Here is a 21,438-nt window from a genome sequence, read left to right as displayed (position 1 = left end):
ACCGACATGACCTCCACGATCCCGGCCGCCCCGCCCGCGCCCCGCACCCCGCGCGGGCGGGGCGGCCTCCCGCGGCGGCTGCTGCGCGGCCCCGAAACCGACCCCGCCTGGGCCCGGCCCGCGCTGCTGGCCCTGCTCGCCGCCACCGGCGTCCTGTACGCCTGGGGGCTCGGCGCGTCCGGATGGGCCAACGCGTACTACTCCGCCGCCGTGCAGGCCGGCGCCGCCAGTTGGAAGGCGTTCTTCTTCGGCTCCTCCGACGCCGCGAACGCCATCACCGTCGACAAGCCCCCCGCCGCGCTGTGGCCGATGGCCCTGGCGGCCCGCGCCTTCGGCGTCAACGCCTGGAGCATCCTCGTCCCGCAGGCGCTCATGGGCGTGGCGACCGTCGCGACCCTCCACGCGGCCGTCCGGCACCGCTTCCCGGCGTGGGCGGCGCTGCTGTCCGGCGCCGCCCACGCGCTGACGCCGGTGGCCGCGCTGATGTTCCGGTTCAACAACCCCGACGCCCTGCTGGTGCTGCTGCTGACCCTCGGCGCCTACGCCCTGCTGCGCGCCCAGGAGTCCGCGAGCACCCGCTGGCTGCTGCTCGCGGCGGCCTTCACCGGGACCGGGTTCCTGGCCAAGATGCTCCAGGCGTTCCTGGTCGTCCCGGTGTTCGCGCTGGTGTACCTGGCCACCGCGCCCGCACCCCTGCGGCGGCGGCTGTGGCAGCTGGCCGCCGCCGGGGGAGCGCTGCTGGCCTCGGCCGGATGGTGGGTCGCGGCCGTGGCGCTGGTACCCGCCTCCGCCCGCCCCTACATCGGCGGATCGCAGCACGACTCGGTCCTGGAACTCGCGCTCGGCTACAACGGGCTCGGACGCCTCAACGGCGAGGAGACCGGCGGCCTCGGCAACCTCGACCAGGACGCCGGGTGGGGCCGCATGTTCGGGCCCGCCGTCGGCGGCCAGATCTCCTGGCTGCTGCCCGCCGCGCTCGTGCTGCTCGCCGCCGGGCTGTGGGCGACGCGCCGCGCGCCCCGCACCGACCCCGCCCGCGCCGTCCTGGCGCTGTGGGGCGGATGGCTCCTGCTCACCGCCGCGGTCTTCAGCTGGATGCAGGGCATCTTCCACGAGTACTACACCGTCGCGCTCGCGCCCGCGATCGCCGCGCTCACCGGCATGGGCGCCGCGCTGATGTGGGAGCGCCGCCGCACCCCCGAGGCCGCCGCGGTCCTGTCGGCGACCGTCGCCGCCACCTCCATGTGGGCCTACGTGCTGCTCGGCCGCTCCCCGGACTGGCACCCCTGGCTCGCGCCCGCGATCGCGGCCGGCGGGCTGCTCGCCGCCGCCGCGCTGGCGGCCGTGCGGCTGCTGCGCGGACCCGTCCTGGCCGGCGCCGCCGCCCTGGCGGTCCTGGCCTGCCTCGCCGGGCCCGCCGCCTACGCCGCCGAGACCGCCCGCACCCCGCACACCGGCGCCATCGTCACCGCGGGACCCGCCGGATTCGGCCCCGGACGCGGCGGCCCGGGCGGACGTCCCGGACGCCCCGGGCCCGGCGGCCGGATCCGGGGCCCCGGCGGACCACCGCCCCAGGGACCGGGGGCGGCGGCGCGCATGCCCGGCGGCCCCGCGGGCCTGCGAGGCGGCGGAGGTCCGCAGACCGGAGGGCCGGGCGGGGGACCGGGCGGCCTCCTGAACGCCGGGACCCCCGACGCCGCCGTCACCGCCGCCCTCCGAGCCGGCGCCGCCTCCTACACCTGGGCCGGGGCGGCCGTCGGATCCAATACCGCCGCCGGCTACCAGCTTGCCGCCGGCAGGCCCGTGATGGCGGTCGGCGGGTTCAACGGCACCGACCCCGCCCCCACCCTCGCCGAGTTCCAGCGCCTCGCCGGTCAGGGCAGGATCCACTACTTCATCGGTGGCGGCCAGGCCGGCGGCCGAGGAGGCCAGGGACGCCGCGGGGGCCCTGCGGCGAGCAACGGCGGCAGCGACGCCGCCCAGCAGATCAGCGCATGGGTCGCCGCGCACTACACCCCCGCCACGGTCGGCGGCACCGTCCTGTACGACCTGACCCCTGGCGCGGGGTGACCGGGCGTCCCGCAGCGGGAAGGGGGAAGGGGAAGCGCACCAGCGACCAGGGAGTGACCCGATGGCCGACACGCTCGACGCCGACGACGTCGCCGCCCGCCTGCGCGGCCTGCCCGCCTGGAGCCGCGACGGCGACCTGATCCGCAGGCGGGTCCAGGCGCCCTCCTTCATGGCCGGGATCGAGATCGTCGACGACGTCGCCCGCGCCGCCGAGGACGCCGACCACCACCCCGACATCGACATCCGCTGGCGCACCCTGACCTTCGCCCTGACCACCCACAGCGCCGGCGGCCTCACCGGCAAGGACTTCGACCTCGCCGCGGCGATCGACCGGATAGCCGCGGCGCACGGCGCCGGGTAGGGGCGCGCCATGGCCGTCCAGGTCGCGGTGTGCGGGCCGGGGGAGTGCACCGAGCGCGAATGGGACCACGCCTACGAGACCGGCCGGATCCTCGCCGAGCGCGGCGCCGTGGTCGTGTGCGGAGGGCACGGCGGCGTGATGGCCGCCGCGGCCGCGGGCGCCCGCGCCGCCGGCGGCGTCGTGGTCGGGATCCTGCCCGCCGCCGACCGCGCCGCCGCGTCCCGCGACCTCACCGTCGCCGTCCCCACCGGCCTCGGGCAGGCCCGCAACAACGTCATCGTCAACGCCGCCGACGCCGTCATCGCCGTCGGCGGATCCTGGGGGACGCTCTCGGAGATCGCCCTGGCCATGCGCGCCGGGCGCGTCCCCGTCGTCCAGCTCGGCGGCTGGCGCGTCCACGACGAGGACGGGCGGCCCGTCGGCGGCATCGTGCACGCCGCCGACCCCGCCGCGGCCGTCGACGCCACCGGCCTGTGGCCCCGCGGCGCCGGCTCCGCAGGGGAGGGCTGAGCTTTCACGGGGACGGCGCGGCGCCCGGGAGCCGGGCGGCGATGCCGTCGAGCAGGTAGGCCAGACCGTGCGCGAAGGTCGCGTCCCAGTCGTTGCCGCTGACGTGGCCGTGCTCGGCCAGCACCGGGTACCTGTCGCGCCGCTCCCGCAGATGCTCGTCGGCGGCGCGCCGCACGGCCGCCTCGTCGCGCCCCTGCCACGCGGCCTGCATCATCGACGACCCGATGACGTAGTTGGCCAGGCCGTAGGCCGCCGCGGTCAGCTCCGCGCCGCCCAGCCCGGCCCGCACCAGCGCCGCGTGCAGGAACTCGGTGCGCTCCAGCACGTTCGGGCCCATCAGCGGACGCCCCAGGAGCCCTGCCGCCCACGGGTGGCGCAGCATCGCCGCCCGCCACTCCCCGGCCAGCGCGGTGACGTCCGCGCGCCAGTCGCCCGAGGGGGCCTCCGGCAGCCGCGCCTGCCCGAACACGGTGTCCAGCGCCAGGTCGAGCACGTCGTCCTTGGTCCGCACATGCCAGTACAGCGTCGTGGAACCGGTGCCCAGCCGCTCGGCCAGGCGCCGCATCGTCAACCGGCCGATGCCCTCCTCGTCCAGCAGGGCCACCGCCTCGGCCACGATGCGCTCCCGGCTCAACGGCGGCCCCTCGCGGCGGGGTCTGGCGTCCCGGAACCAGATGCGCTCCGCCTCACTCGATTCCATGCCCGCCACCCTAGTACGTTGTGCTACGACTAGACCAATGATCCAGTACCGGTACATCGATCGAGAGGGGCGGCCGTGGGTCACATCGAGGTGAGCGACCTGACCTACGTCCTGCCGGACGGGCGGCCCCTGCTCGACGCGGTGTCCTTCCGCGTCGGCGAGGGCGCCAAGGCGGCGCTCGTCGGGCCGAACGGAGCGGGCAAGACCACACTCCTGCGCCTCATCGCGGGCGAGACGCGGCCCTCCGCGGGCACCGTCGCCCACTCCGGCGGCCTCGGCGTGATGCGGCAGTTCATCCCCGGCGACCGCACCGTCACCGAACTGCTGCTGTCGGTCGCCCCCGACCGGGTCCGCGCGGCCGCCGCGGCACTGGCGGCGGCCGAGAGCGCACTGGGCGGCGACGAGGCAGGCCAACTCGCCTACGCCGAAGCGCTCAACGACTACACAGACGCGGGCGGATACGACATCGAGGTCGTCTGGGACGCCTGCACCACCGCCGCGCTCGGCCTGCCCTACGACCGGGTCCGCGACCGCAAGGCCGCCACCCTGTCCGGCGGGGAGCAGAAACGGCTGATGCTGGAGGCGCTGCTGCGCGGCCCCGACGAGGTCCTGCTCCTGGACGAGCCCGACAACTACCTGGACGTCCCGGCCAAGCAGTGGCTGGAGGAGCGGCTGCGGGCCGCCGCCAAGACGGTGCTGCTGGTCTCGCACGACCGCTGGCTGCTCGCCCGCGCGGCCGACCGCGTCATCACCGTCGAGGCCCGCACCGCCTGGGTCCACGGCGGCGGGTTCGCCACCTACGCCGCCGCGCGCCGCGACCGGGCCGCCCGCCTCGACGAGCGCCGCCGCCGCTGGGACGAGGAGCACGCCCGCCTGCGGGGCCTCGTGCACACCCTCCGGCAGCGGTCGGCGAACAACGACGCCGTGGCCTCCTCCTACCAGGCGGCGCGCACCCGCCTCGCCCGCTTCGAGCAGGCCGGGCCGCCGCAGAGCGCCCCGCCCGAGCAGCGCGTCCGCATGCGGCTGCGCGGCGGCCGCACCGGCAAACGCGCCGTCGTCTGCGAGGGCCTCGAACTGACCGGCCTCATGAGGCCCTTCGACCTGGAGGTCCGCTACGGCGAGCGCGTCGCGGTGCTCGGCTCCAACGGCTCGGGCAAGTCCCGGTTCCTGCGCCTGCTCGCCGGCCTGCCCGCCCCCGAGGTGCCCCACCGCGGCCTGGCCCGGCTCGGCGCCCGCGTCGTCCCCGGCCACTTCGTCCAGACCCACGCCCGCCCCGACCTGCACGGCCGCACCCCCGCCGAGATCATCACGACCGGGCACGCGTGCAGCCTGAACGACGCGATGCGCGCCCTGGCCCGCTACGAACTCGCCCCCGCCGGGCGCCGGCCGTTCCACACCCTGTCCGGCGGGCAGCAGGCCCGCCTGCAGATCCTGCTGCTGGAGCTGTCGGGCTGCACACTGCTGCTCCTGGACGAACCCACCGACAACCTCGACCTGGCCAGCGCCCAGGCCCTCCAGGACGCCCTGGACCACTACGCCGGCACCGTGCTGGCCGTCACCCACGACCGCTGGTTCGCCGCCGACTTCGACCGCTACCTGCTCTTCCGCGCCGACGGCCGCGTCCAGGAGAGCGCCGAACCGGTCTGGCACGAAGAGGCCCCTGATCAGACCGGCGGCGGTGGAGGGATGTAGGTGAAGGGCACCCGGTTGCTCTCCCCGCCGAGGGTGATGATGCGGATGAAAGTGGGGTCAGTGGTCAGCCCGAACGGCACGGTGACGAGCAACTGCGCACTGGAGTTGACCAGGACCTCCCCGGGGACCGGCGCTCCGGAGTTCTCGAAGTGGGCGACGATCATCGGGCTCACGAAGGCGGTCCCGTTGACGAGGACCTGGGCGCCCGGGATGCCGCTGTCGGGAACGACCGAGGTGATGACGGGGATGTCGTAGTAGGTGAAGCCCGCCGGCAGCGTGGGGACCGTCGGGTGGACGACGGTGCCGCCCGCGGTGGTGACGTACACGTTCTCCAGCTGCGTCCATGGGGGCCCGCCCAGCGGAGTGACGGGATTGGTCGCGGCGGTGACCTCGCCGTCGGACACGGAGACGAACGGGACCTCCACGGCCTCCTCCGGCGTGGGGCCGATGCGCACGTGGCGCGTCGTCAGCAGGTTCTGGCCGAGCACCGTGAGCACGGGCGGGGCCGCGGCCGATCCCGACACCGGCGCCACGGTGAGCACGATCGGCGCGAGGATGTAGTAGAACGGCAGCGCGTTGCTGGTGCCGCCGGGACCGGTGACGGTGACGTTCACGAGCCCGAAGCCCGACGGCACCGTGCAGGTGACGGTCGTCCCGGCCGTATCGGGGGTGCCGGCCACCGTCCTGGCACCGAAGTTGACCCGGTCGGCCCCTTCGAGATTCGTACCGGAGATGACGAGTGTCTGACCGAAGTGCCCCTGGTTGTTGCCGTTCTCTCCTGCGGCCAGTTCGGTGATGACGGGGCGGTTCTTCGCCATGCGCGCTCCTTCGCCAAGGCGTCCCGAAGGTCGCCGGGGGGTCGGGGATGGACTTGCTGGCTGAGATATACCAACCTGACCACAAGGAGTAATCGAACTGATCCGCTAAGTTGCCGTGGCCCCGTGCCCCCTAGTGGGCGGAGAAACCGCCGTCCACGAAGACCGACTGCCCCGTCACGTAGGCGGCCGACGGCGAGGCCAGGAACACCGCGGCGCCCGCGAAGTCCTCCGCCAGGCCGTTGCGGCCCACCATCGTCCGGTCGGCGAGCGCCTTCACCTTCACCGGGTCCGACGACAGGCGCGCGTTGAGCGGCGTCATCACGAACCCCGGCACCAGGGTGTTGGCGGTGACGCCGCGGCTGGACCACGCCTCGGCCTGCGACCGGGCCAGCGCCACCAGCCCCGCCTTCGACACCCCGTAGGCGCCGCTGGTCACCGACGCCCGGAACGCCTGCTGCGAGGCGATGTGGATCAGCCGCCCGAAGCCGCGCTCGGCCATCCCCGGCCCGAACCGCTGCCCGAGCAGGAACGGCGCGTCCAGGTTCACCGCCATCGTGGTGTCCCACACGTCGGCGCCGAGCTCGTCCATCGGCGGCCGCAGGTTCACCCCCGCCGCGTTGACCAGGATGTCGGGCTCGCCGAACGGCTCCACCGCCGCCTCGGCCGCCGCGGCGACCGCGTCCCGCGACCCCAGGTCGGCGCTCACCGACGCGGCCCGGCAGCCGTGCCCCTCCAGATCGCGGACGGTCGCCGCCAGCTCCGCCTCCCGCCGCGCCACGAGCACCACCGACGCGCCGGCCCGCGCGAGCGCCTCGGCGATCGCCCGGCCGATGCCCGAACTGCCGCCCGTCACCACCGCGACCCTGCCCTCCAGCGAGAACAGCTGCGACAGGTACGGGGCGGGGGACGGGCGGTCGCTCATGATCGCAGAGTCTACGGGGCGCCGGTCCCGCCGTCCCGCGGCGGTCCGTCCGTCCGGTCGGCGGGCGGGCCGGGCGCCTCGCCCGGCGGGTCGTCGCCGCGGCGGCGGTCCCGCCACACCACGAACACGATCACCGCGACCACCACGAACGTCGGCACGAAGAACGGCACCGCCGTGATGATCGGATGGGACGCCAGCGCCCCCGCCGCGACCGTCACGCGCCCGCCTCCGGCCCCGCCTCCGTGCGCGCCTCGGCGCGCACCTCCGCACGCGCACCGTCCCGGCCGGGCGCGGCGGGTCCCGGACGGTCCGGCAGCCGCCGCGCGATCCGCGCCACGCCCCAGCCCAGCGACAGCACCAGCGCCAGCGTGCACAGCAGCACCACCGCCGAGCACACCGCCCACAGCCAGGCCGGCACGTCGGTCTTCAGCTCCCGCTGCAGGATCGACCGCTCGCCCTGCAGGTCCCGGGTGAAGCGCGGCGGGGCCGCCAGCTCCTTCGCCCCGATCGCCGGGTCGTCGGGCAGGTAGACCGGGACGCCCGCCAGCGTCCGTCCGTCGTGCACGCGGATCAGCGTCTTCCACTCGCCGTGCAGCGGCATCGGCCCGCTGGTCCGGTAGACGCCCTCGCGCACCTTCACCAGGCGGTCGACGTGCAGGCCCTGCCCCTGCCAGCCCGTCACCGTCACCCACGCCGGGCCGTCGACAGCGTCGGCGGGGGAGAACTCCACCCGGGCCTCGGCGGTGCGGTGCGCGGCGTCGCCGCGGACGCCGGTGAGGGTGACCGTGGCGGTGCGGCCCTGCGGGACCGTGAACACCAGGCCGTTGGCGACCGCCGCCGCGACCGCCACGATCGCCGCCGCGAACACCCCCCGCGCCACCGCCGGGCGCGGCATCCGCCCTTGCAGCCCCTCGGCCAGCAGCGCCCCGCACACCCCGCCCGCGACGCCGCCGGCCACGGCCATCGCCATGCCCTCGGCGACGATGTCGGGCGTCCACGGCAGCCGGAACGCGACCTGCCCGTAGGCGTACTCGGCGCCGAACCCGGCCGTGCCGATCAGCACGCCCGACACCGCGCCCAGCGCCAGCGGCCGCCGCGCCAGCACCAGCGCCGCGACCTCCACGCACACCGCCTCGGCCAAGTACAGCGGCACCGCCGCCCACAGCTCCCCGATCACCCCGCCGACCAGGACCGACACCCCGCCGCGCACCAGCATGTAGAACACCACGGCGAACACCGCGCCGCCGCGGCCCGCCCACAGCCGCGCCGCCACCAGCGCGCAGCCCGCCGCCAGCGCGATCAGCAGCGGCTGGTGGACGAGCCGGAACTGCGGCACCCCGAAGTCGTACTCGGCCTGGAACACCGACAGCCCGATCAGCAGCCCGCCCGCGTGCATGCAGCGCCGCACGTACCGCAGCCATCCGGGCGGCTGCCCGGCGTCCCCGCAGGCCCGGCGGCCCTCCCGCTCCAGCACCATCATCGCCACCAGCGACAGCCCCGCCCCGCCGATCAGCATCAGGTGCGTCGGCCCCCACAGCGTCACGTCCTGCCCGAAGATGCGGTGCCATACGTCGTCGAGGGGGAACCCGAGCAGCGCGTAGAAGCCGGCGCCGGCCAGCAGCACCCCGCCCGCCGGGGCGTACCAGTCGCGGGTGATCCGCACCGACGCCGCGCCCGGGCGCTCGCCCTTGGGCAGCACGACGGCCAGCACGCCGGCGGTGAAGATGCCGAACAGCCCGATCAGGATGGGGTAGTGGGCGATGTTGGCCAGCGGCCCCTCGTCCCGGCCGTGCGAGATGTGCAGGGAGATGTCCCAGTACATTCCGAGGAGCGCGACCATCAGCGACACCATCGCGACCGGGATCGGCAGCGCCGCCCAGCCGGGGGTGCCGCGGCCCGGGCCGCGCGCCGCCAGGTCCGCCGCGCGCGCCAGGACCGTGATGCGGCCGCTGCGGTGCCCCCATCCGAGCACCAGCAGCGCCGCCGTCAGGGCGGTCGCGGCGCCGGAGGCGATGAGGATCTGGTCCAGCGCCGCCCCGCCCGCCGGCTTCGCCGGCGCCTCGGCGGCCAGCCGCGCCGCGGCACCGCCCGCGCCGCCGAACCGCGCACCCATGCCCGTCACGTGCTCCACCACCACTGCTCCCTCGACGCAGGAACCGGGACGACCCGCTACCGACCGGGGCGCCCCCTCGCCCGGAGTATGTCACTTCATAATGTGTCATTGTCTAGTGTCACAATCTGTGGTGTGCAACACCGGGACGGAAGGGGAGACATGCGGCGGCGGGCACGAACGGGAGCGATCGCGGCGGTCACGGCGGCGCTGACGGCGGTTCTGACGGTGGCGGCAGGGTGCGGCGAGCCCGCGCCCGAGGCCCCGCCCGGTGCCCGGTCCTCCGCCCCTTCAGGTGCGCCCGCTCCGGCCGCGTCGGGGCCGTCCGCCGTCCGGATCGCCGTGACCGTGACCGGCGGGAAGGCGCACACCGCGCGGCGCCGCGTGAAGGTCCCGCGCGGCGCCGCCGTCGAGATCACCGTCACCGGCGACACCGCCGACGCCTTCCACCTGCACGGCTACGACCGCGAGGTGGAGATCGCCCCCGGACGGCCCGCCGTCCTGCGGTTCACCGCCGACACCCCGGGCGTGTTCGAGGCCGAACTGCACCACTCCGGCGCCCGCGTCCTCGAACTCCAGGTCGGGTGACCCCCGTGCACGTGCTCGCCCACGGGCTCGGCGGCCGCACCGACCTGCCCCTGGACGCCGTCGCCGCCATCGCCGGCGGCGGCCTGGCCGTCGCGGCCTCCTTCCTCGCCCTCACCGCCGCGTGGAAGCGGCCCCGGCTCCATCCGGACGCCGGACGCCTCCTGCCGCCCGCGCTCGCCCGCCTGCCGGCCGCGCCCGTCCTCACCGCGGCCGGACGCGCCCTCGCGCTGGCCGCGACCGCCCTGGTCGTCGCCGTCGCGTTCGCCGGACCCGCGTCCGACACCCGCAACCTGGCCCCGTGGGCGCTGTTCGTGACGTTCTGGGTGGGCCTCGTCCCCGCCAGCGTCCTGCTCGGTCCCGTGTGGCGGCGCGTGAACCCGCTGCGGACCCTGCACGCCGCCCTCTGCCGCGCCACCCGCACCCCGCCGTCAGGACGCCGCGCCCTGCCCGAGCGGGTCGGTTTCTGGCCCGCCGCAGCATGGCTCACCGGGTTCGTCTGGCTGGAACTGGTCGCCCCGCACCGCTCCGACCCGCGCCTCGTCGGCGCCCTGATCCTCGCCTACGCCGCCTGCAACCTGGCCCTGGCCTGGTGGTTCGGCCGCGACTGGTTCACTCGCGGGGACGGGTTCGAGGCCTACTCCAGCCTCCTGGCCCGCATGTGCCCGATCGGGCGGCGCGGCGACGGCGCCCTGGTCCTGCGCACCCCCCTCACCGGCCTCATGAGGGGCGGCCCCGAACCCGGCCTCACCGCCACCGCCTGCGTGCTGATCGGCTCGACCGGGTTCGACGGCGTCACCCGCACCACCTACTGGCGCGACAACGTCGACCCCTCCAGCGTCCCCGCCGGAACCCTCGGCCTCACCGCCGCCGTCGGCGCCGTCGCGCTCCTGTACGCCGCGGCGCTGCGGCTCAGCGCACGGCTGACCGGCCAGGACGCCCGGACCATGCCCGCGCGGTTCGCCGCGACCCTCCTGCCGATCGCCCTCGGCTACACCGTCGCGCACTACTTCTCGTTCTTCGTGCTCGAAGGCCAGACCACCGCCATCCTCGCCAGCGACCCGTTCGGGACGGGGCTGGACCTGCTCGGCTCCACGGGCAACCGCGTCGACTACGACCTCGCCGGGCCCACCCTCATCGCGCAGGTCCAGGTCAACGCCATCGTCCTCGGCCACATCGCCGGCACCATCGCCGCGCACGACCTCGCCCTGCGCGGGCCCGGCCGGGCCGTGCGCGGGCAGTCGCCCATCGCGGCCGTCATGGTCGCGCTCACCTGCGCCGGCCTGTTCGCCCTGCTGAGCGGCTGAGGCCCCGGTGGCCGGCTGACGCCCTGCGCCGCCGGAGACCGGAGGCGACGCACGCGCGGGCCGCCGGGCGCACGCCGGGTCAGCGCGCGAACCTCCACCGCATCGCGCCGAACGGCTCCACCGTGCCCACCGTGAACACCGTGTGGAAGACGATCCGGTAGAGGTACCACGGCGGCCGGCCCGCGCTCTGCGCGCTGTACGGCGCGGTGAACGCCTCGCCGTCCACCTGCGCGGGCCATCCGCCCTCCCGGTACCCGGCCGCGACGGCCTCCAGCACCGGCGGGTCGGTGACGCGCTCGGCCTCGCCCTCCAGCACCACGTCCCCGACCGCGGTGCGGACCGAGACCGTGCACGCCGGGTTCGCCGCCAGGTTCCGGGACTTGCGCGTGCCCGGACCGCTGACGACGTACAGGTCGCCGTCGTGCCACAGCGCGCCGACGCCCGCCGAGTGCGGGCGCCCGTCCGGGCGGACCGTGCCGAGGAACACCGGCGTCTCCGGCTTCGGCAGCGCCGCCTTCAGCGCGTCGCGGACGCCGTCCCACGCCAGTTCACCGGCGCCGTAGATGTCGAGGTCGCGCGCCTCGACGGGGTCGCGGTCGCTCATCTCCGCCCTCCTTCACGAAACAGCCTTCGCAGGGGTAGACCGCGCGGCGGCGGCGAACTCATCGGCGCCCGGTTCCTAGAGTGGCGGGCATGGCTCCTTCGATCGCCACCGCGAACCGCGTCGACCGTCCCGAACTGCTGGAGTTCCTGCGCCCCCGGCACCACGCGCTGCTGTCCACCGCCCGCTCCGACGGGCGGCCCCAGATGTCGCCCGTGACGTGCGGGGTCGACGGCGAGGGCCGGATCGTCGTCTCCACCTACCCCGAGCGGGCCAAGGCCCGCAACGCCCGCCGCGACCCGCGCGTGTCGGTGTGCGTGCTGTCCGACGACTTCAACGGCCCCTACGTGCAGGTCGACGGCACCGCCGAGGTCATCGACATGCCCGAGGCCGCCGACGCGCTCGTCGACTACTACCGCTGCATCGCCGGGGAGCACCCCGACTGGGACGAGTACCGGGAGGCGATGCGCCGCCAGGACAAGTCCCTCATCCGCGTCACCATCGAGCGGTGGGGCCCGATCGCGACCGGCGGGTTCCCCGCCCGCCTCGCCGCCGGCGACTAGCGGCCGGCCGCGGCCCGCTCGGGCAGGCCGCGGCGCAGGAACTCGGCCGTGACCGACGCCGGCGCCTCCAGCAGCTCGGCGGGGGTGCCGGCGAACACGACCTCGCCGCCGTGCCGGCCGCCGCCGGGACCGAGGTCGACCACCCAGTCCGCATGCTCGACCACCTGCCGGTCGTGCTCGACGACGATGACGGTGCCGCCGCCGTCCACCAGCCGGTCCAGCAGCGCCAGCAGCGCCCCGACGTCGGACATGTGCAGGCCCGTCGTCGGCTCGTCCAGCACGTAGACGGTGCCGGCGCGGTGCAGCCGGGTCGCCAGCTTGATGCGCTGGCGCTCGCCGCCCGACAGCGAGCCGAGCGGCCGCCCGAGCGTCATGTAGCCGAGCCCGACGTCGTTGAGGGCCCGCAGCCGCTCGGCGATCGCCCGTTCGGCCGTCTCGGCCGGGTCCCCGCCGCCGGGGGGCGGGGCGGCGGGCCCGGTGAACAAGGCCAGGGCCTCCTCGGCGGTCATCGCCAGGACGTCCGCGATCGTCCGGCCGCGCACGGTGTGGGCGAGGACCTCCGGGCGGTACCGGCCGCCCCCGCACGCCTCGCACGTGGTGGTGACCGGGTCCATGAACGCCAGGTCGGTGACGATGACGCCGTTGCCGTCGCACTCCGGGCACGCGCCCTCGGAGTTGTGGCTGAACAGGGCCGCGGGCGCGCCGCTCACCCGCGCGAACAGCCGCCGCAGCGGGTCCATCACGCCGACGAAGGTCGCGGGGCTGGAGCGGCGGGACGCCGCGATGGCCGACTGGTCCACCACCACCGCGTCGGGGTGCCGGGCGGCGAACTCGTCCATGACCAGGGTGCTCTTGCCCGACCCCGCCACGCCGGTCACCGCCGTGAGCACGCCCGTGGGGAACCGCACCGTCAGGTCCTTGAGGTTGTTGGCGCGGGCGCCGGCCACCGCCAGCCACCCGGTCGGCTCCCGGAACTCGGTCTTGACCGTCGCCGCGCGGCGCAGCGCCCGCCCGGTGGGCGTCGCGGCGGCGCGCAGCCCCTCGACCGTCCCGGTGAAGACGATCTCGCCGCCGTGCACGCCCGCGCCGGGCCCCATGTCGACCACGTGGTCGGCGACCCCGATCACCGCCGGGTCGTGCTCGACCACCAGCACCGTGTTGCCCTTGTCGCGCAGCCGCAGCAGCAGCGCGTTCAGCCGGTCGACGTCGCGGGGGTGCAGGCCCCCGCTGGGCTCGTCGAAGATGTAGGTCATCCCGGTGAGGCTGGACCCAAGGTGCCGGACGACCTTGAGTCGCTGCGCCTCACCGCCCGACAGCGTGCGCGTCGGGCGGTCCAGGGTGAGGTAGGACAGGCCGATGTCCTCCAGCCGCCGCAGCCGCGTGACCGCCTCCCCGGCGACCCGCGCTGCGACCGGGTCGGTGATCTCGCCGAGCGCCGCGACCAGGTCGCCGATCTCCATGCGGGACAGGTCGGCGATGGTGCGGCCGCCGATGCGCGATGCCAGCGCCGCCGCGTTGAGCCGCGCCCCGCCGCAGGCCGGGCAGGTGTCCTCGCGCACGACGCGGCGGGCCGCGTCCCGCACCTTGGGCGGCAGCGACCCGAGGTCCCGCTTGATGTAGAGGCGGTGGAACCGCTCGAGCATGCCCTCGTAGGCGTTGTGCCCCATGGACCCGGTCCGGTTCAGGCGCGGCACCCGGAACCCCTTGCCGTGCAGGAGCAGGTCCCACTCCCGCGGGGTGAAGTCCCGCAGCGGCTTGTCCGGGTCGAACAGCCCCGACTCGGCGTACAACTGCCACACGAACGTCCCGACGCCGAACGGCGGGAAGTGGACCGCGCCCTCGTTGAGCGACCGGTCGGTGTCCAGGAAGCGGTCCAGGTCGACCCGCGCGACGTGCCCGAGTCCGTCGCATTCGGGGCACATGCCGCGCGGGTCGTTGAAGGAGTAGGCCGCGGCTTCCCCGGCGCTCGGCGTCCCGTGCCGGGAGAACAGGACCCGCAGGACGGGGGAGATGTCGGTGATCGTGCCGACCGTGGAGCGGGCGTTGCCGCCGATCGGCCGCTGGTCGACCACGACCGCGGGGGTGAGATGGTCGATGACGTCGGCGTCGGGCCGCTCGTGGCGGGGCATCCGGTCGCGGGCGAACCAGCTGAGCGTCTCGTTCAGCTGCCGCTGCGACTCCGCCGCGACCGTCCCGAACACCACCGACGACTTGCCCGACCCCGACACCCCCGTGAACACCACGAGCCGGTCCTTCGGGATCCGCAGCGAGACGTCCTTGAGATTGTTGTTCCTGGCGCCGGTGATGACGATGTGGTCCCCTCTCATGGCCGCCAAGCTAGGCGCCAAAGAGGTCAGAAACTGGCCGCGTTCTCCGCATACTGGGGGCATGTCCTCCGAACGTCTGCTGCGGCTGCTGTCCCTGCTGCAAACCCGCCGGGAATGGAGCGGGCCGGAGCTGTGCGCGCGCCTGAGCGTCAGCCCCCGGACCGTCCGCCGCGACATCGACCGGCTGCGCGGCCTCGGCTACCCCGTGCACGCCACGCTCGGCGCGGCCGGCGGCTACGTGCTGGAGGCCGGCGCCGCGATGCCGCCGCTGCTGCTGGACGACGAGGAGGCCGTCGCGATCGCGGTCGGGCTGCGCGCCGCCACCGGGGGAGCGGTCGAGGGCATCGCCGAGGCGTCGGTGCGCGCCATGGCCAAGCTCGAACAGGTGCTGCCCGCGCGGCTGCGTCGCCGCGTCACGGCCCTGCACGCCGCCACCACCACGCTGGGCGCGCCGCCCGCCGGGCCGGTCGCCGACCCCGAGACCCTGGCGGTGCTGGCCGCCGCGTGCCGCGACCACGAGCGCGTCCGCTTCGCCTACCGCGACCACGCCGGTGAGGAGACCCGGCGCCTGGCCGAGCCGCACGGCCTGGTGTCGGCGGGGCGGCGCTGGTACCTGGTCGCGTTCGACGCCGGCCGCGACGACTGGCGGGTCTTCCGCGTCGACCGCGTGTCCGCCCCGCTGCCGACCGGCGTCCGGTGCCCGCCGCGCGAACTGCCCGCGGCCGACACCGCCGAGTTCGTCACCCGCTTCCTGGCCGGGTCGCAGCCGGCGACGCGGGCGGTGCTGCTCGTGCACGCGTCCGCGCAGGAACTGGCCGACCGGTTCCGCGTCACCGGCACCGAGGTCGAGCCGGTCGACGACCGGACCTGCGTGCTGCGCACCTCCGCCGACTCCCTGGAGTGGACGGCGCTGCGCATCGCCTACCTCGACATCGCCTTCGAGATCCGCGAGCCCGCCGAGCTCCGCGACCGCGTCGCGGCCATGGCCGACCGCCTGGCCCGCGCCGCCCGCTGACGCAACGCACGGCCCCGGCGAACGGTGGTGCGAGACCGATCCCGACGCGTTCGCGGTACCTGACAGAAGGTGTCAGCTTCCCCTGGAAGCCTGAAGGCACACCGATCACGAAGGAGCCGATAGATGCCCGGTATCGCGGAATTCGCCGCCGTCACCCTCGACTGCCCGGAGCCGCCGGCGCTCGCCGCGTTCTACGCGGCGGTGACCGGAGGCGAGGTCACCTACGACACCCCCGAGGCCTCCGCCGTCAAGCTGCCCAACGGCCTGGACGTCTACTTCCAGGGCGTCGCCGGGCACCAGGCGCCGACCTGGCCCGAAGGAGAACGGCCCCAGCAGTTCCACCTCGACTTCTACGTCGACGACCTGGACAAGGCCGAGGAGACCGTCACCGGCCTCGGCGGCGGCAGGCCCGACTTCCAGCCCGGAGGGGACCGCTGGCGCGTCCTCACCGACCCCGCCGGGCACCCGTTCTGCGTCTGCCTCCGCCAGAACTAGCCGAGCACCCGCACCGGCAGGCCGCCGCGCGGACGCATCGCGGTCACGCTCGTCGGCGTGGCGGCGGTGGAGACCAGGGACAGCCGGGTGCGGCGCAGCAGGCACGCCAGCATCGTCTTGATCTCCACCGTCGCCAGCGTCGAGCCGATGCAGCGGTGCGGGCCGCCGCCGAACGGCAGGTACGTCGCGGGCGTGGTGGGGCGGTACAGCGCCGACGAGCGGTCCCACCGCTCGGGCCGGAACCGCCCCGCCTGCGGCCACACCTCCGGCATCCGGTGGGTGACGAACGGGGAGTAGAACACCATCGCGCCCGCCGGGACCCGGTGCCCGCCGTAGGTGAAGTCCTCGACCGGGACGCGGGCGCTGAGCACGGCGGGCGGGAACAGCCGCAGCGTCTCGTTCACCACCCCGTCCAGGTACTCGAGCGCGGGCAGGTCGGCGGCCTCGACCGGCCGGTCGCCGACCACCTCGGCCACCTCCCGCCGCGCCCGCTCCTCGGCCTCCGGATGGGCCAGCAGCGCGTACACCGCCCACGCCATCGCGGCGCTGGTGGTGTCGTAGCCGGCCGAGATGAGGCTGATGACCTGGTCCTGGAGCTCCTGGCGGGTCAGGCCCGCGCCGTCCTCGTCGCGCGAGGCCAGCAGCATGCCCAGCACGTCGTCGTGCTCGCCGTCCTCGCGCAGCCGCCGCTCGATCTCCTCGTCCACCCGCCGGGCCACCAGCGCCCGGGACGCCGCGACGCGCCGCATGTAGGGGTTGGGGACCGACCGCAGCACCATCTGCAGCACGAAGTTGCGGTCCACGGCCGCGAGCGCGACCTGCAGGCGCCGCCCGATCACCTCGCTGTCGGCGGCGAGCCGGTCGCCGAACAGCACCTCGACGGTGCTGCGGCGGATCACCGCGCGCAGCTCGGCGTAGGCGTCCAGGGTCCGGCCGGGGCGCCACGACTCCAGCGCCGCGTCGGTGTTGGCCGCCATCCGCGCCACGTACCCGGCGACGCGCCGGTGGTGGAACGCCGGCTGGACGAGCCGGCGCCGCCGCCGGTGGTCGGCGCCGTCGCTGACGATCAGCGCGGTCTCCCCGTTCACCGGGACCAGCAGGTCGAACGCCTCCCGCCAGCGGAACAGGCCCGAGTTGGCGAACACGAACGTGTTGGCGTCGGGGCCGAACAGGTGCACGAACGGCATCCGGCGCGTCCCGACGACCGCGACCGGGCCCGCCGCGGCGTGCAGGCGCAGCAGGCTCGCGCACGGGTTCAGCGTGAACCCGATCCCGTGCCGGACCGTCAGCGACGGCGAGGGCCCCCGGGCCCTTCCGCCCGCCGTGCGGGCCTTGCGGGGACGGGGCGCGCGTACCGGGATCTCGGGTGCCACGCGCCCACTATCGCACGCCCCGGCGAGGCGCGGGCCGGGCCCGGTGGGAGGATGGGACGCGTGACGGACGACCGCGCGGAAGGGCCCCGCCGACCGAAGCCGGGCACCCAGACGGTGGACCGCTGCGTGGCGGTGCTCCGCTCCTTCGAGGACGCCGAACGGCAGACCCCCACCGAGGTCGCGCACCACCTCGGCCTATCGGTCAGCACCGCGCACCGCATCGTGCGGGCCCTGCACGACACCGGGATGCTCGCGCAGGACCCCGCGACCGAGCGGTACTTCCTCGGCCCCACCACCGCCATCCTCGGCCGCCTGGCGCTGGAGCGGATGGGCGCGACGCTGCTGCAGCCCGAGCTGACCGCGCTGCGCGACGGGACGGGCGAGGCGGTCAGCCTCGGCGTGCGGGCCGGCGACGAGGTCGCGGTGCTGCTGCACCTGCCGTCGGTGCACCCCCTGCGCTACGACCAGCCGCCCGGCGACCGCAACCCCGTCCACGCGTGCGCGATGGGCAAGGCGCTGCTGGCCTTCGACGACGACCCGGTCGCGATGGACGAGCCGTTCGCCCGCCACACCCCGGCGACCCTCACCACCCGCGCCGATCTGGAGGCCGACCTGGAGGGCGTCCGCGAGCGCGGCTACTCCGTCAACGACGAGGAGCGCCTCGCCGGCGTCCGCGCCGTGGCCGCGCCGGTCCGCGACGGCGGCGGGCGCGTGTTCGCGGCCGTCGCGCTGCAGGGCCCGTCGGTGCGGTTCGGCGACGACCGGCTGCCCGTGCTGGCCGAGGCCGTACTGGCCGCCGCGGGCCGCCTCACCGACCTGCACCGCCACCTGTCCTAGCCGTCCGCGCCGGCGGGGGCGGCGGCGAGCTCGTCCAGCAGCGCCGCGACCGCCGGCGGCCGCGGGCCCGCCGGGACGACCGCGCTGATGCGGCGGCCGCCGACGCCGCGCACGTCGGGGACCGCGACGCCCGGCTCGGTGTGCAGGCCGAGCGCCAGCGCCGGCAGCGTCGTCACGGCCAGGCCCCGCGCGACCAGCCGCTGGATCGCGACATGGTCCTCGGTGGAGAACGCGATGTCGGGGGTGAACCCGGCCTTGCGGCACGCCCACCGCAGGTGGTCGCGGCACCGCGCGCAGCCCGACGCCCACGTCTCCCCGGCCAGGTCCTCCAGCCGCGGCCGCTCCGCCGACGCCAGCGGATGCGCGGCCGGGACCAGCAGCCACAGCGGGTCGTCGCACAGCACGACCTCCCGGAACCGCGCGTCGGTGTCGGGCGGCGCGGACGCGTGCCGGAACACCACCGCGATGTCGGTGTCCCCGGCGCGCAGCAGCGCCATCGCCTCGGGCGGCTCGGCGTCCACCAGCGTGACCGACACCCCCGGCGCGCGGGCGCGCAGCCGCGCCAGGGCGTCGGGCAGCAGCCCGCCCGCCGCGGTCGGGAACACCGCCACCCGCACCCGCCCGGCGCGCAGCCCCGCGATCGCGGCGATCTGCTCTTCGGCGTCGTCCATGCGGGCCAGGACGTCCTCGACGTGCTCCACCAGGATCCGGCCCGCCTCGGTCAGCCGCACGCCGCGGCCGTGCCGGACCACCAGCGGGGTGCCGACCTCGGCCTCCAGCCGGGCGATGTGGTGCGACACCGCGGGCTGGGTGTAGGAGAGGGACCGGGCGGCGGCGGTCATCGAGCCGAGCCGGGCCACCTCGCGCAGGATCCGGCCCCGGTGCAGGTCGAGCATCGCCGCAAGGTATCAACGGAACTGATGGGTCGCCAAGAAAACCGTACTTTGTGCTATGGCAGGGCGGTGCCCCACGATCGGGGCATGAGCCTTTCCCTGCGGGACGCGCAGCGCGAGTTCGTCGCCGGCGTCGCCTTCCTCAACACCGCCACCTACGGGCTGCCGCCGCGCGCCGCGCACGAGGCGATGCTCGCGGCCGAACGCGACCGGGCCGCCGGGCTGCTGTCCCCCGGCGCGCTGGACGAGGCGGTGACCAGGTCCCGGGAGGCGTTCGCGCGGCTGATCGGCGTCCCCGCCGAACGGGTCGCGTGCGGTCCGCAGGTCTCCTACTTCACCGGGCTGGTCGCCGCGTCGCTGCCCGCCGGAGCCGAGGTGCTGGTCGCCGACGGCGACTTCACCTCGCTGCTGTTCCCCTTCGCCGCCCGCGCGGACCTGCGCGTCCGGTCCGTCCCGCTGGAGCGCGTCGCCGAGGAGGTCGGCGCGGGCACCGGCCTGGTCGCGGTGTCGGCGGTGCAGTCCGCCGACGGCCGCATCGCCCCCATGGACGCCGTCGTCGACGCCGCCCGCGCGCACGGCGCCCGCGTCCTGCTGGACGCCACCCAGGCCGCCGGATGGCTGCCGCTGCCCGCCGGCCGCGTCGACTGGCTGGTCGCCGGCGGCTACAAGTGGCTGCTCGGCCCGCGCGGGACCTGCTTCCTCACCGGCACCCGCGAGGCCCTGGACGCCCTGCCCGCCATCGGCGCCGGCTGGTACGCCGGCGCCGACATCTGGGACTCCATCTACGGGCTGCCGCTGCGCCTGGCCGGCGGCGCCCGCCGCCTGGACCTGTCCCCGGCGTGGCAGTGCTGGGCGGGGCACGCCCCCGCCCTGGAACTGCTGGAGCGGGTCGGCGTCCCCGCGATCCACGACCACGACGTCGCGCTGGCGCGCCGCTTCGCCGCCGGGCTCGGCCTCCCGCCGGGCGACTCGGCGATCGTGTCGGTGCCCGTCCCGGACGGCACCGCCGACCTGCTGCAGCGCAACGGGGTGGTCGCCGCCGTCCGCGCCGGGCGGCTGCGCTGCGCCTTCCACCTCAGCACCACCGAGGCCGACGTCGACAAGGCCGTCGGGCTGCTCGCCCCGCTCGTCCGCGCCGCCGGGTGAAGTTCTTACAAGGTTCGAACAAGGTGCCTTGACCGGCCCTTCCACGCGGTCCCGGCCGGGCCGCGCGCCCTACGTTCGAGCGCATGAACGTACTGCTCACCGGGTCGGCCGGATTCATCGGCTCGCACATCGCCGAGGCCCTGACCGCCGCGGGCCACCGCGTCCGCGGCCTCGACCTGCGCCCCGACGGGCTCGGCGGCCCCGCCGCCGACGTCCGCGACGCCGCGGCCGTCGCGCGGCGGCTGGAGGGCGTCGACGCCGTCTGCCACCAGGCCGCCAAGGTCGGCCTCGGCGTGGACGTGTCCGACCTGCCCGACTACACCTCCGTCAACGTGCAGGGCACCGCCGTGCTGCTGGCCGAGATGGCCCGCGCCGGCGTCGGCGTCCTGGTGCTGGCCTCCTCGATGGTCGTCTACGGGGAGGGCGCCTACACCTGCGCCGCCCACGGCCTCGTCCGCCCCCGTCCCCGCCCCGAGGACGCGCTGCGCGCCGGGCGGTTCGAGCCCCCGTGCCCGGCGTGCGGGCACCCGCTCGCCCCCGGCGCCGTCGGCGAGGAGACCCCGCCCGGCCCCCGCAACGTCTACGCCGACACCAAGCTCGCCCAGGAGCACCTCGCCGCGTCGTGGGCGCGCTCCACCGGCGGGTCCGTCGCCGCGCTGCGGTACCACAACGTGTACGGGCCGCGGATGCCGCGCGACACCCCCTACGCCGGCGTCGCGGCGATCTTCCGGTCGCGGCTGATGGAGGGGCGCGAGCCGCTGGTGTTCGAGGACGGGGCGCAGCGCCGCGACTTCGTCCACGTCCGCGACGTCGCCCGCGCCAACGTGCTTGCGCTGGAGCGGGTCGCCACCGCGCCGCCCGAACCCGGCGGGCTGCGCGCCTACAACATCGCCAGCGGCGAGCCCCGCACCATCGGCGACATGGCCGCCGCGCTGTCCGGCGCGTTCGGCGGCCCCGAGCCCCGCGTCACCGGCGGCTACCGGCTCGGGGACGTCCGCCACATCGTCGCCCGGCCCGACCGCGCCCGCCGCGAGCTGGGGTTCTCCCCGGCGGTGACGTTCGCCGAGGGCATGGCCGAGTTCGCCCGGCCGCCCGTCACCAGTTCGTAAGGGT

The 21,438-nt window shown here is 75.8% G+C and carries 21 protein-coding genes; 12 read left to right on the top strand and 9 right to left on the bottom strand.

The features are described from left to right. Positions 1-6 precede the first annotated feature (6 nt). The 3 genes from AB0C21_RS18295 to AB0C21_RS18285 all read left to right on the top strand — a co-directional run bounded on the left by AB0C21_RS18295 (position 7) and on the right by AB0C21_RS18285 (position 2,941). A complete protein-coding gene (locus AB0C21_RS18295) occupies positions 7-2,070 on the top strand; it encodes an ArnT family glycosyltransferase (protein ID WP_500205424.1) in 2,064 nt (687 codons plus the stop codon). A 61-nt stretch (positions 2,071-2,131) separates the two neighbouring features. After that, on the top strand, positions 2,132-2,431 hold the full coding sequence (locus AB0C21_RS18290; RefSeq protein ID WP_500205423.1) for a 4a-hydroxytetrahydrobiopterin dehydratase: 300 nt from the start codon (positions 2,132-2,134) through the stop codon (positions 2,429-2,431). Positions 2,432-2,440: 9 nt separating this feature from the next. Next, positions 2,441-2,941 (top strand): TIGR00725 family protein, encoded by a 501-nt coding sequence (locus tag AB0C21_RS18285; RefSeq protein ID WP_500205421.1) that lies wholly within the window; start codon positions 2,441-2,443, stop codon positions 2,939-2,941. Between the two features lie 4 nt (positions 2,942-2,945). Here the strand turns inward: AB0C21_RS18285 and AB0C21_RS18280 are convergent, their stop codons facing one another. Next, the gene (locus AB0C21_RS18280) at positions 2,946-3,641 is read right to left on the bottom strand and encodes a TetR/AcrR family transcriptional regulator (RefSeq protein WP_500205419.1); all 696 of its coding nucleotides are present in this window, start codon (positions 3,639-3,641) and stop codon (positions 2,946-2,948) included. 75 nt (positions 3,642-3,716) lie between these two features. Here AB0C21_RS18280 and AB0C21_RS18275 point away from each other — a divergent pair, with 75 nt between their 5' ends. After that, entirely contained in the window at positions 3,717-5,333 is a 1,617-nt protein-coding gene (locus AB0C21_RS18275; RefSeq protein WP_500205417.1) for an ABC-F family ATP-binding cassette domain-containing protein, read from the top strand. On the opposite strand, the gene AB0C21_RS18270 is transcribed toward AB0C21_RS18275, so the two are convergent. From AB0C21_RS18270 to AB0C21_RS18255, 4 genes are all read right to left on the bottom strand, one after another. Beyond that, positions 5,306-6,151, bottom strand: coding sequence for an IPT/TIG domain-containing protein (locus AB0C21_RS18270; RefSeq protein ID WP_500205416.1), 846 nt, complete (start codon positions 6,149-6,151; stop codon positions 5,306-5,308). The genes AB0C21_RS18275 and AB0C21_RS18270 overlap by 28 nt on opposite strands. 130 nt (positions 6,152-6,281) lie before the next feature. Continuing rightward, entirely contained in the window at positions 6,282-7,073 is a 792-nt protein-coding gene (locus tag AB0C21_RS18265; protein WP_500205414.1) for an SDR family NAD(P)-dependent oxidoreductase, read from the bottom strand. An 11-nt stretch (positions 7,074-7,084) separates the two neighbouring features. Further along, positions 7,085-7,291 carry a hypothetical protein gene (locus AB0C21_RS18260; protein ID WP_500205412.1) on the bottom strand — a complete coding sequence of 69 codons (207 nt, stop codon included), beginning with the start codon at positions 7,289-7,291 and terminating at the stop codon, positions 7,085-7,087. Continuing rightward, positions 7,288-9,204, bottom strand: a complete 1,917-nt coding sequence (locus tag AB0C21_RS18255) for a hypothetical protein (RefSeq protein ID WP_500205410.1) — start codon at positions 9,202-9,204, stop codon at positions 7,288-7,290. The genes AB0C21_RS18260 and AB0C21_RS18255 overlap by 4 nt, the downstream gene beginning before the upstream one ends. A gap of 141 nt (positions 9,205-9,345) precedes the next feature. Here AB0C21_RS18255 and AB0C21_RS18250 point away from each other — a divergent pair, with 141 nt between their 5' ends. Continuing rightward, positions 9,346-9,771 carry a cupredoxin domain-containing protein gene (locus AB0C21_RS18250; protein ID WP_500205409.1) on the top strand — a complete coding sequence of 142 codons (426 nt, stop codon included), beginning with the start codon at positions 9,346-9,348 and terminating at the stop codon, positions 9,769-9,771. Positions 9,772-9,776: 5 nt separating this feature from the next. Further along, positions 9,777-11,075, top strand: coding sequence for a hypothetical protein (locus AB0C21_RS18245; RefSeq protein ID WP_500205407.1), 1,299 nt, complete (start codon positions 9,777-9,779; stop codon positions 11,073-11,075). Positions 11,076-11,154: 79 nt separating this feature from the next. Here the strand turns inward: AB0C21_RS18245 and AB0C21_RS18240 are convergent, their stop codons facing one another. Beyond that, a complete protein-coding gene (locus tag AB0C21_RS18240; protein WP_500205405.1) occupies positions 11,155-11,679 on the bottom strand; it encodes a pyridoxamine 5'-phosphate oxidase family protein in 525 nt (174 codons plus the stop codon). An 89-nt stretch (positions 11,680-11,768) separates the two neighbouring features. Here AB0C21_RS18240 and AB0C21_RS18235 point away from each other — a divergent pair, with 89 nt between their 5' ends. Then, positions 11,769-12,239, top strand: coding sequence for a PPOX class F420-dependent oxidoreductase (locus AB0C21_RS18235; RefSeq protein WP_500205403.1), 471 nt, complete (start codon positions 11,769-11,771; stop codon positions 12,237-12,239). Here the strand turns inward: AB0C21_RS18235 and AB0C21_RS18230 are convergent. Beyond that, the gene (locus AB0C21_RS18230; protein WP_500205401.1) at positions 12,236-14,566 is read right to left on the bottom strand and encodes an ATP-binding cassette domain-containing protein; all 2,331 of its coding nucleotides are present in this window, start codon (positions 14,564-14,566) and stop codon (positions 12,236-12,238) included. The genes AB0C21_RS18235 and AB0C21_RS18230 overlap by 4 nt on opposite strands. A 61-nt stretch (positions 14,567-14,627) precedes the next feature. On the opposite strand from AB0C21_RS18230, the gene AB0C21_RS18225 reads away from it, so the two are divergent. Both AB0C21_RS18225 and AB0C21_RS18220 read left to right on the top strand, forming a co-directional pair. Next, positions 14,628-15,581 carry a helix-turn-helix transcriptional regulator gene (locus AB0C21_RS18225; RefSeq protein WP_500205399.1) on the top strand — a complete coding sequence of 318 codons (954 nt, stop codon included), beginning with the start codon at positions 14,628-14,630 and terminating at the stop codon, positions 15,579-15,581. 123 nt (positions 15,582-15,704) lie between these two features. Beyond that, complete coding sequence (locus AB0C21_RS18220; protein WP_500205397.1) at positions 15,705-16,076, top strand: VOC family protein; 372 nt, start codon at positions 15,705-15,707, stop codon at positions 16,074-16,076. Here the strand turns inward: AB0C21_RS18220 and AB0C21_RS18215 are convergent. Beyond that, positions 16,073-17,449, bottom strand: coding sequence for a cytochrome P450 (locus AB0C21_RS18215; protein WP_500205395.1), 1,377 nt, complete (start codon positions 17,447-17,449; stop codon positions 16,073-16,075). The two genes, AB0C21_RS18220 and AB0C21_RS18215, sit on opposite strands and share 4 nt — an antisense overlap. A 60-nt stretch (positions 17,450-17,509) precedes the next feature. Between AB0C21_RS18215 and AB0C21_RS18210 the strand changes: the two genes are divergently transcribed. Beyond that, entirely contained in the window at positions 17,510-18,286 is a 777-nt protein-coding gene (locus AB0C21_RS18210; protein ID WP_160160870.1) for an IclR family transcriptional regulator, read from the top strand. Here the strand turns inward: AB0C21_RS18210 and AB0C21_RS18205 are convergent. After that, entirely contained in the window at positions 18,283-19,182 is a 900-nt protein-coding gene (locus AB0C21_RS18205) for a LysR family transcriptional regulator (protein ID WP_500205394.1), read from the bottom strand. The genes AB0C21_RS18210 and AB0C21_RS18205 overlap by 4 nt on opposite strands. An 84-nt stretch (positions 19,183-19,266) precedes the next feature. On the opposite strand from AB0C21_RS18205, the gene AB0C21_RS18200 reads away from it, so the two are divergent. Continuing rightward, positions 19,267-20,325 carry an aminotransferase class V-fold PLP-dependent enzyme gene (locus AB0C21_RS18200; protein WP_500205393.1) on the top strand — a complete coding sequence of 353 codons (1,059 nt, stop codon included), beginning with the start codon at positions 19,267-19,269 and terminating at the stop codon, positions 20,323-20,325. A gap of 83 nt (positions 20,326-20,408) precedes the next feature. After that, on the top strand, positions 20,409-21,434 hold the full coding sequence (locus AB0C21_RS18195; protein WP_500205391.1) for an NAD-dependent epimerase/dehydratase family protein: 1,026 nt from the start codon (positions 20,409-20,411) through the stop codon (positions 21,432-21,434). Positions 21,435-21,438: the final 4 nt, after the last annotated feature.

The organism is Spirillospora sp. NPDC049024 (assembly GCF_040649235.1).
GTDB lineage: Bacteria > Actinomycetota > Actinomycetes > Streptosporangiales > Streptosporangiaceae > Spirillospora.
This window is presented reverse-complemented; position numbering and strand designations above follow the sequence as displayed.

Bases quoted from the DNA above. Each gene is read 5' to 3' on its own strand.
- AB0C21_RS18295 (WP_500205424.1), top strand. From the start codon at position 7: ATGACCTCCACGATCCCGGCCGCCCCGCCCGCGCCCCGCACCCCGCGC.
- AB0C21_RS18240 (WP_500205405.1), bottom strand. From the start codon at position 11,679: ATGAGCGACCGCGACCCCGTCGAGGCGCGCGACCTCGACATCTACGGC.
- AB0C21_RS18250 (WP_500205409.1), top strand. From the start codon at position 9,346: ATGCGGCGGCGGGCACGAACGGGAGCGATCGCGGCGGTCACGGCGGCG.
- AB0C21_RS18230 (WP_500205401.1), bottom strand. From the start codon at position 14,566: ATGAGAGGGGACCACATCGTCATCACCGGCGCCAGGAACAACAATCTC.
- AB0C21_RS18290 (WP_500205423.1), top strand. From the start codon at position 2,132: ATGGCCGACACGCTCGACGCCGACGACGTCGCCGCCCGCCTGCGCGGC.
- AB0C21_RS18270 (WP_500205416.1), bottom strand. From the start codon at position 6,151: ATGGCGAAGAACCGCCCCGTCATCACCGAACTGGCCGCAGGAGAGAAC.
- AB0C21_RS18200 (WP_500205393.1), top strand. From the start codon at position 19,267: ATGAGCCTTTCCCTGCGGGACGCGCAGCGCGAGTTCGTCGCCGGCGTC.
- AB0C21_RS18235 (WP_500205403.1), top strand. From the start codon at position 11,769: ATGGCTCCTTCGATCGCCACCGCGAACCGCGTCGACCGTCCCGAACTG.
- AB0C21_RS18285 (WP_500205421.1), top strand. From the start codon at position 2,441: ATGGCCGTCCAGGTCGCGGTGTGCGGGCCGGGGGAGTGCACCGAGCGC.
- AB0C21_RS18195 (WP_500205391.1), top strand. From the start codon at position 20,409: ATGAACGTACTGCTCACCGGGTCGGCCGGATTCATCGGCTCGCACATC.
- AB0C21_RS18205 (WP_500205394.1), bottom strand. From the start codon at position 19,182: ATGCTCGACCTGCACCGGGGCCGGATCCTGCGCGAGGTGGCCCGGCTC.
- AB0C21_RS18280 (WP_500205419.1), bottom strand. From the start codon at position 3,641: ATGGAATCGAGTGAGGCGGAGCGCATCTGGTTCCGGGACGCCAGACCC.
- AB0C21_RS18265 (WP_500205414.1), bottom strand. From the start codon at position 7,073: ATGAGCGACCGCCCGTCCCCCGCCCCGTACCTGTCGCAGCTGTTCTCG.
- AB0C21_RS18225 (WP_500205399.1), top strand. From the start codon at position 14,628: ATGTCCTCCGAACGTCTGCTGCGGCTGCTGTCCCTGCTGCAAACCCGC.
- AB0C21_RS18220 (WP_500205397.1), top strand. From the start codon at position 15,705: ATGCCCGGTATCGCGGAATTCGCCGCCGTCACCCTCGACTGCCCGGAG.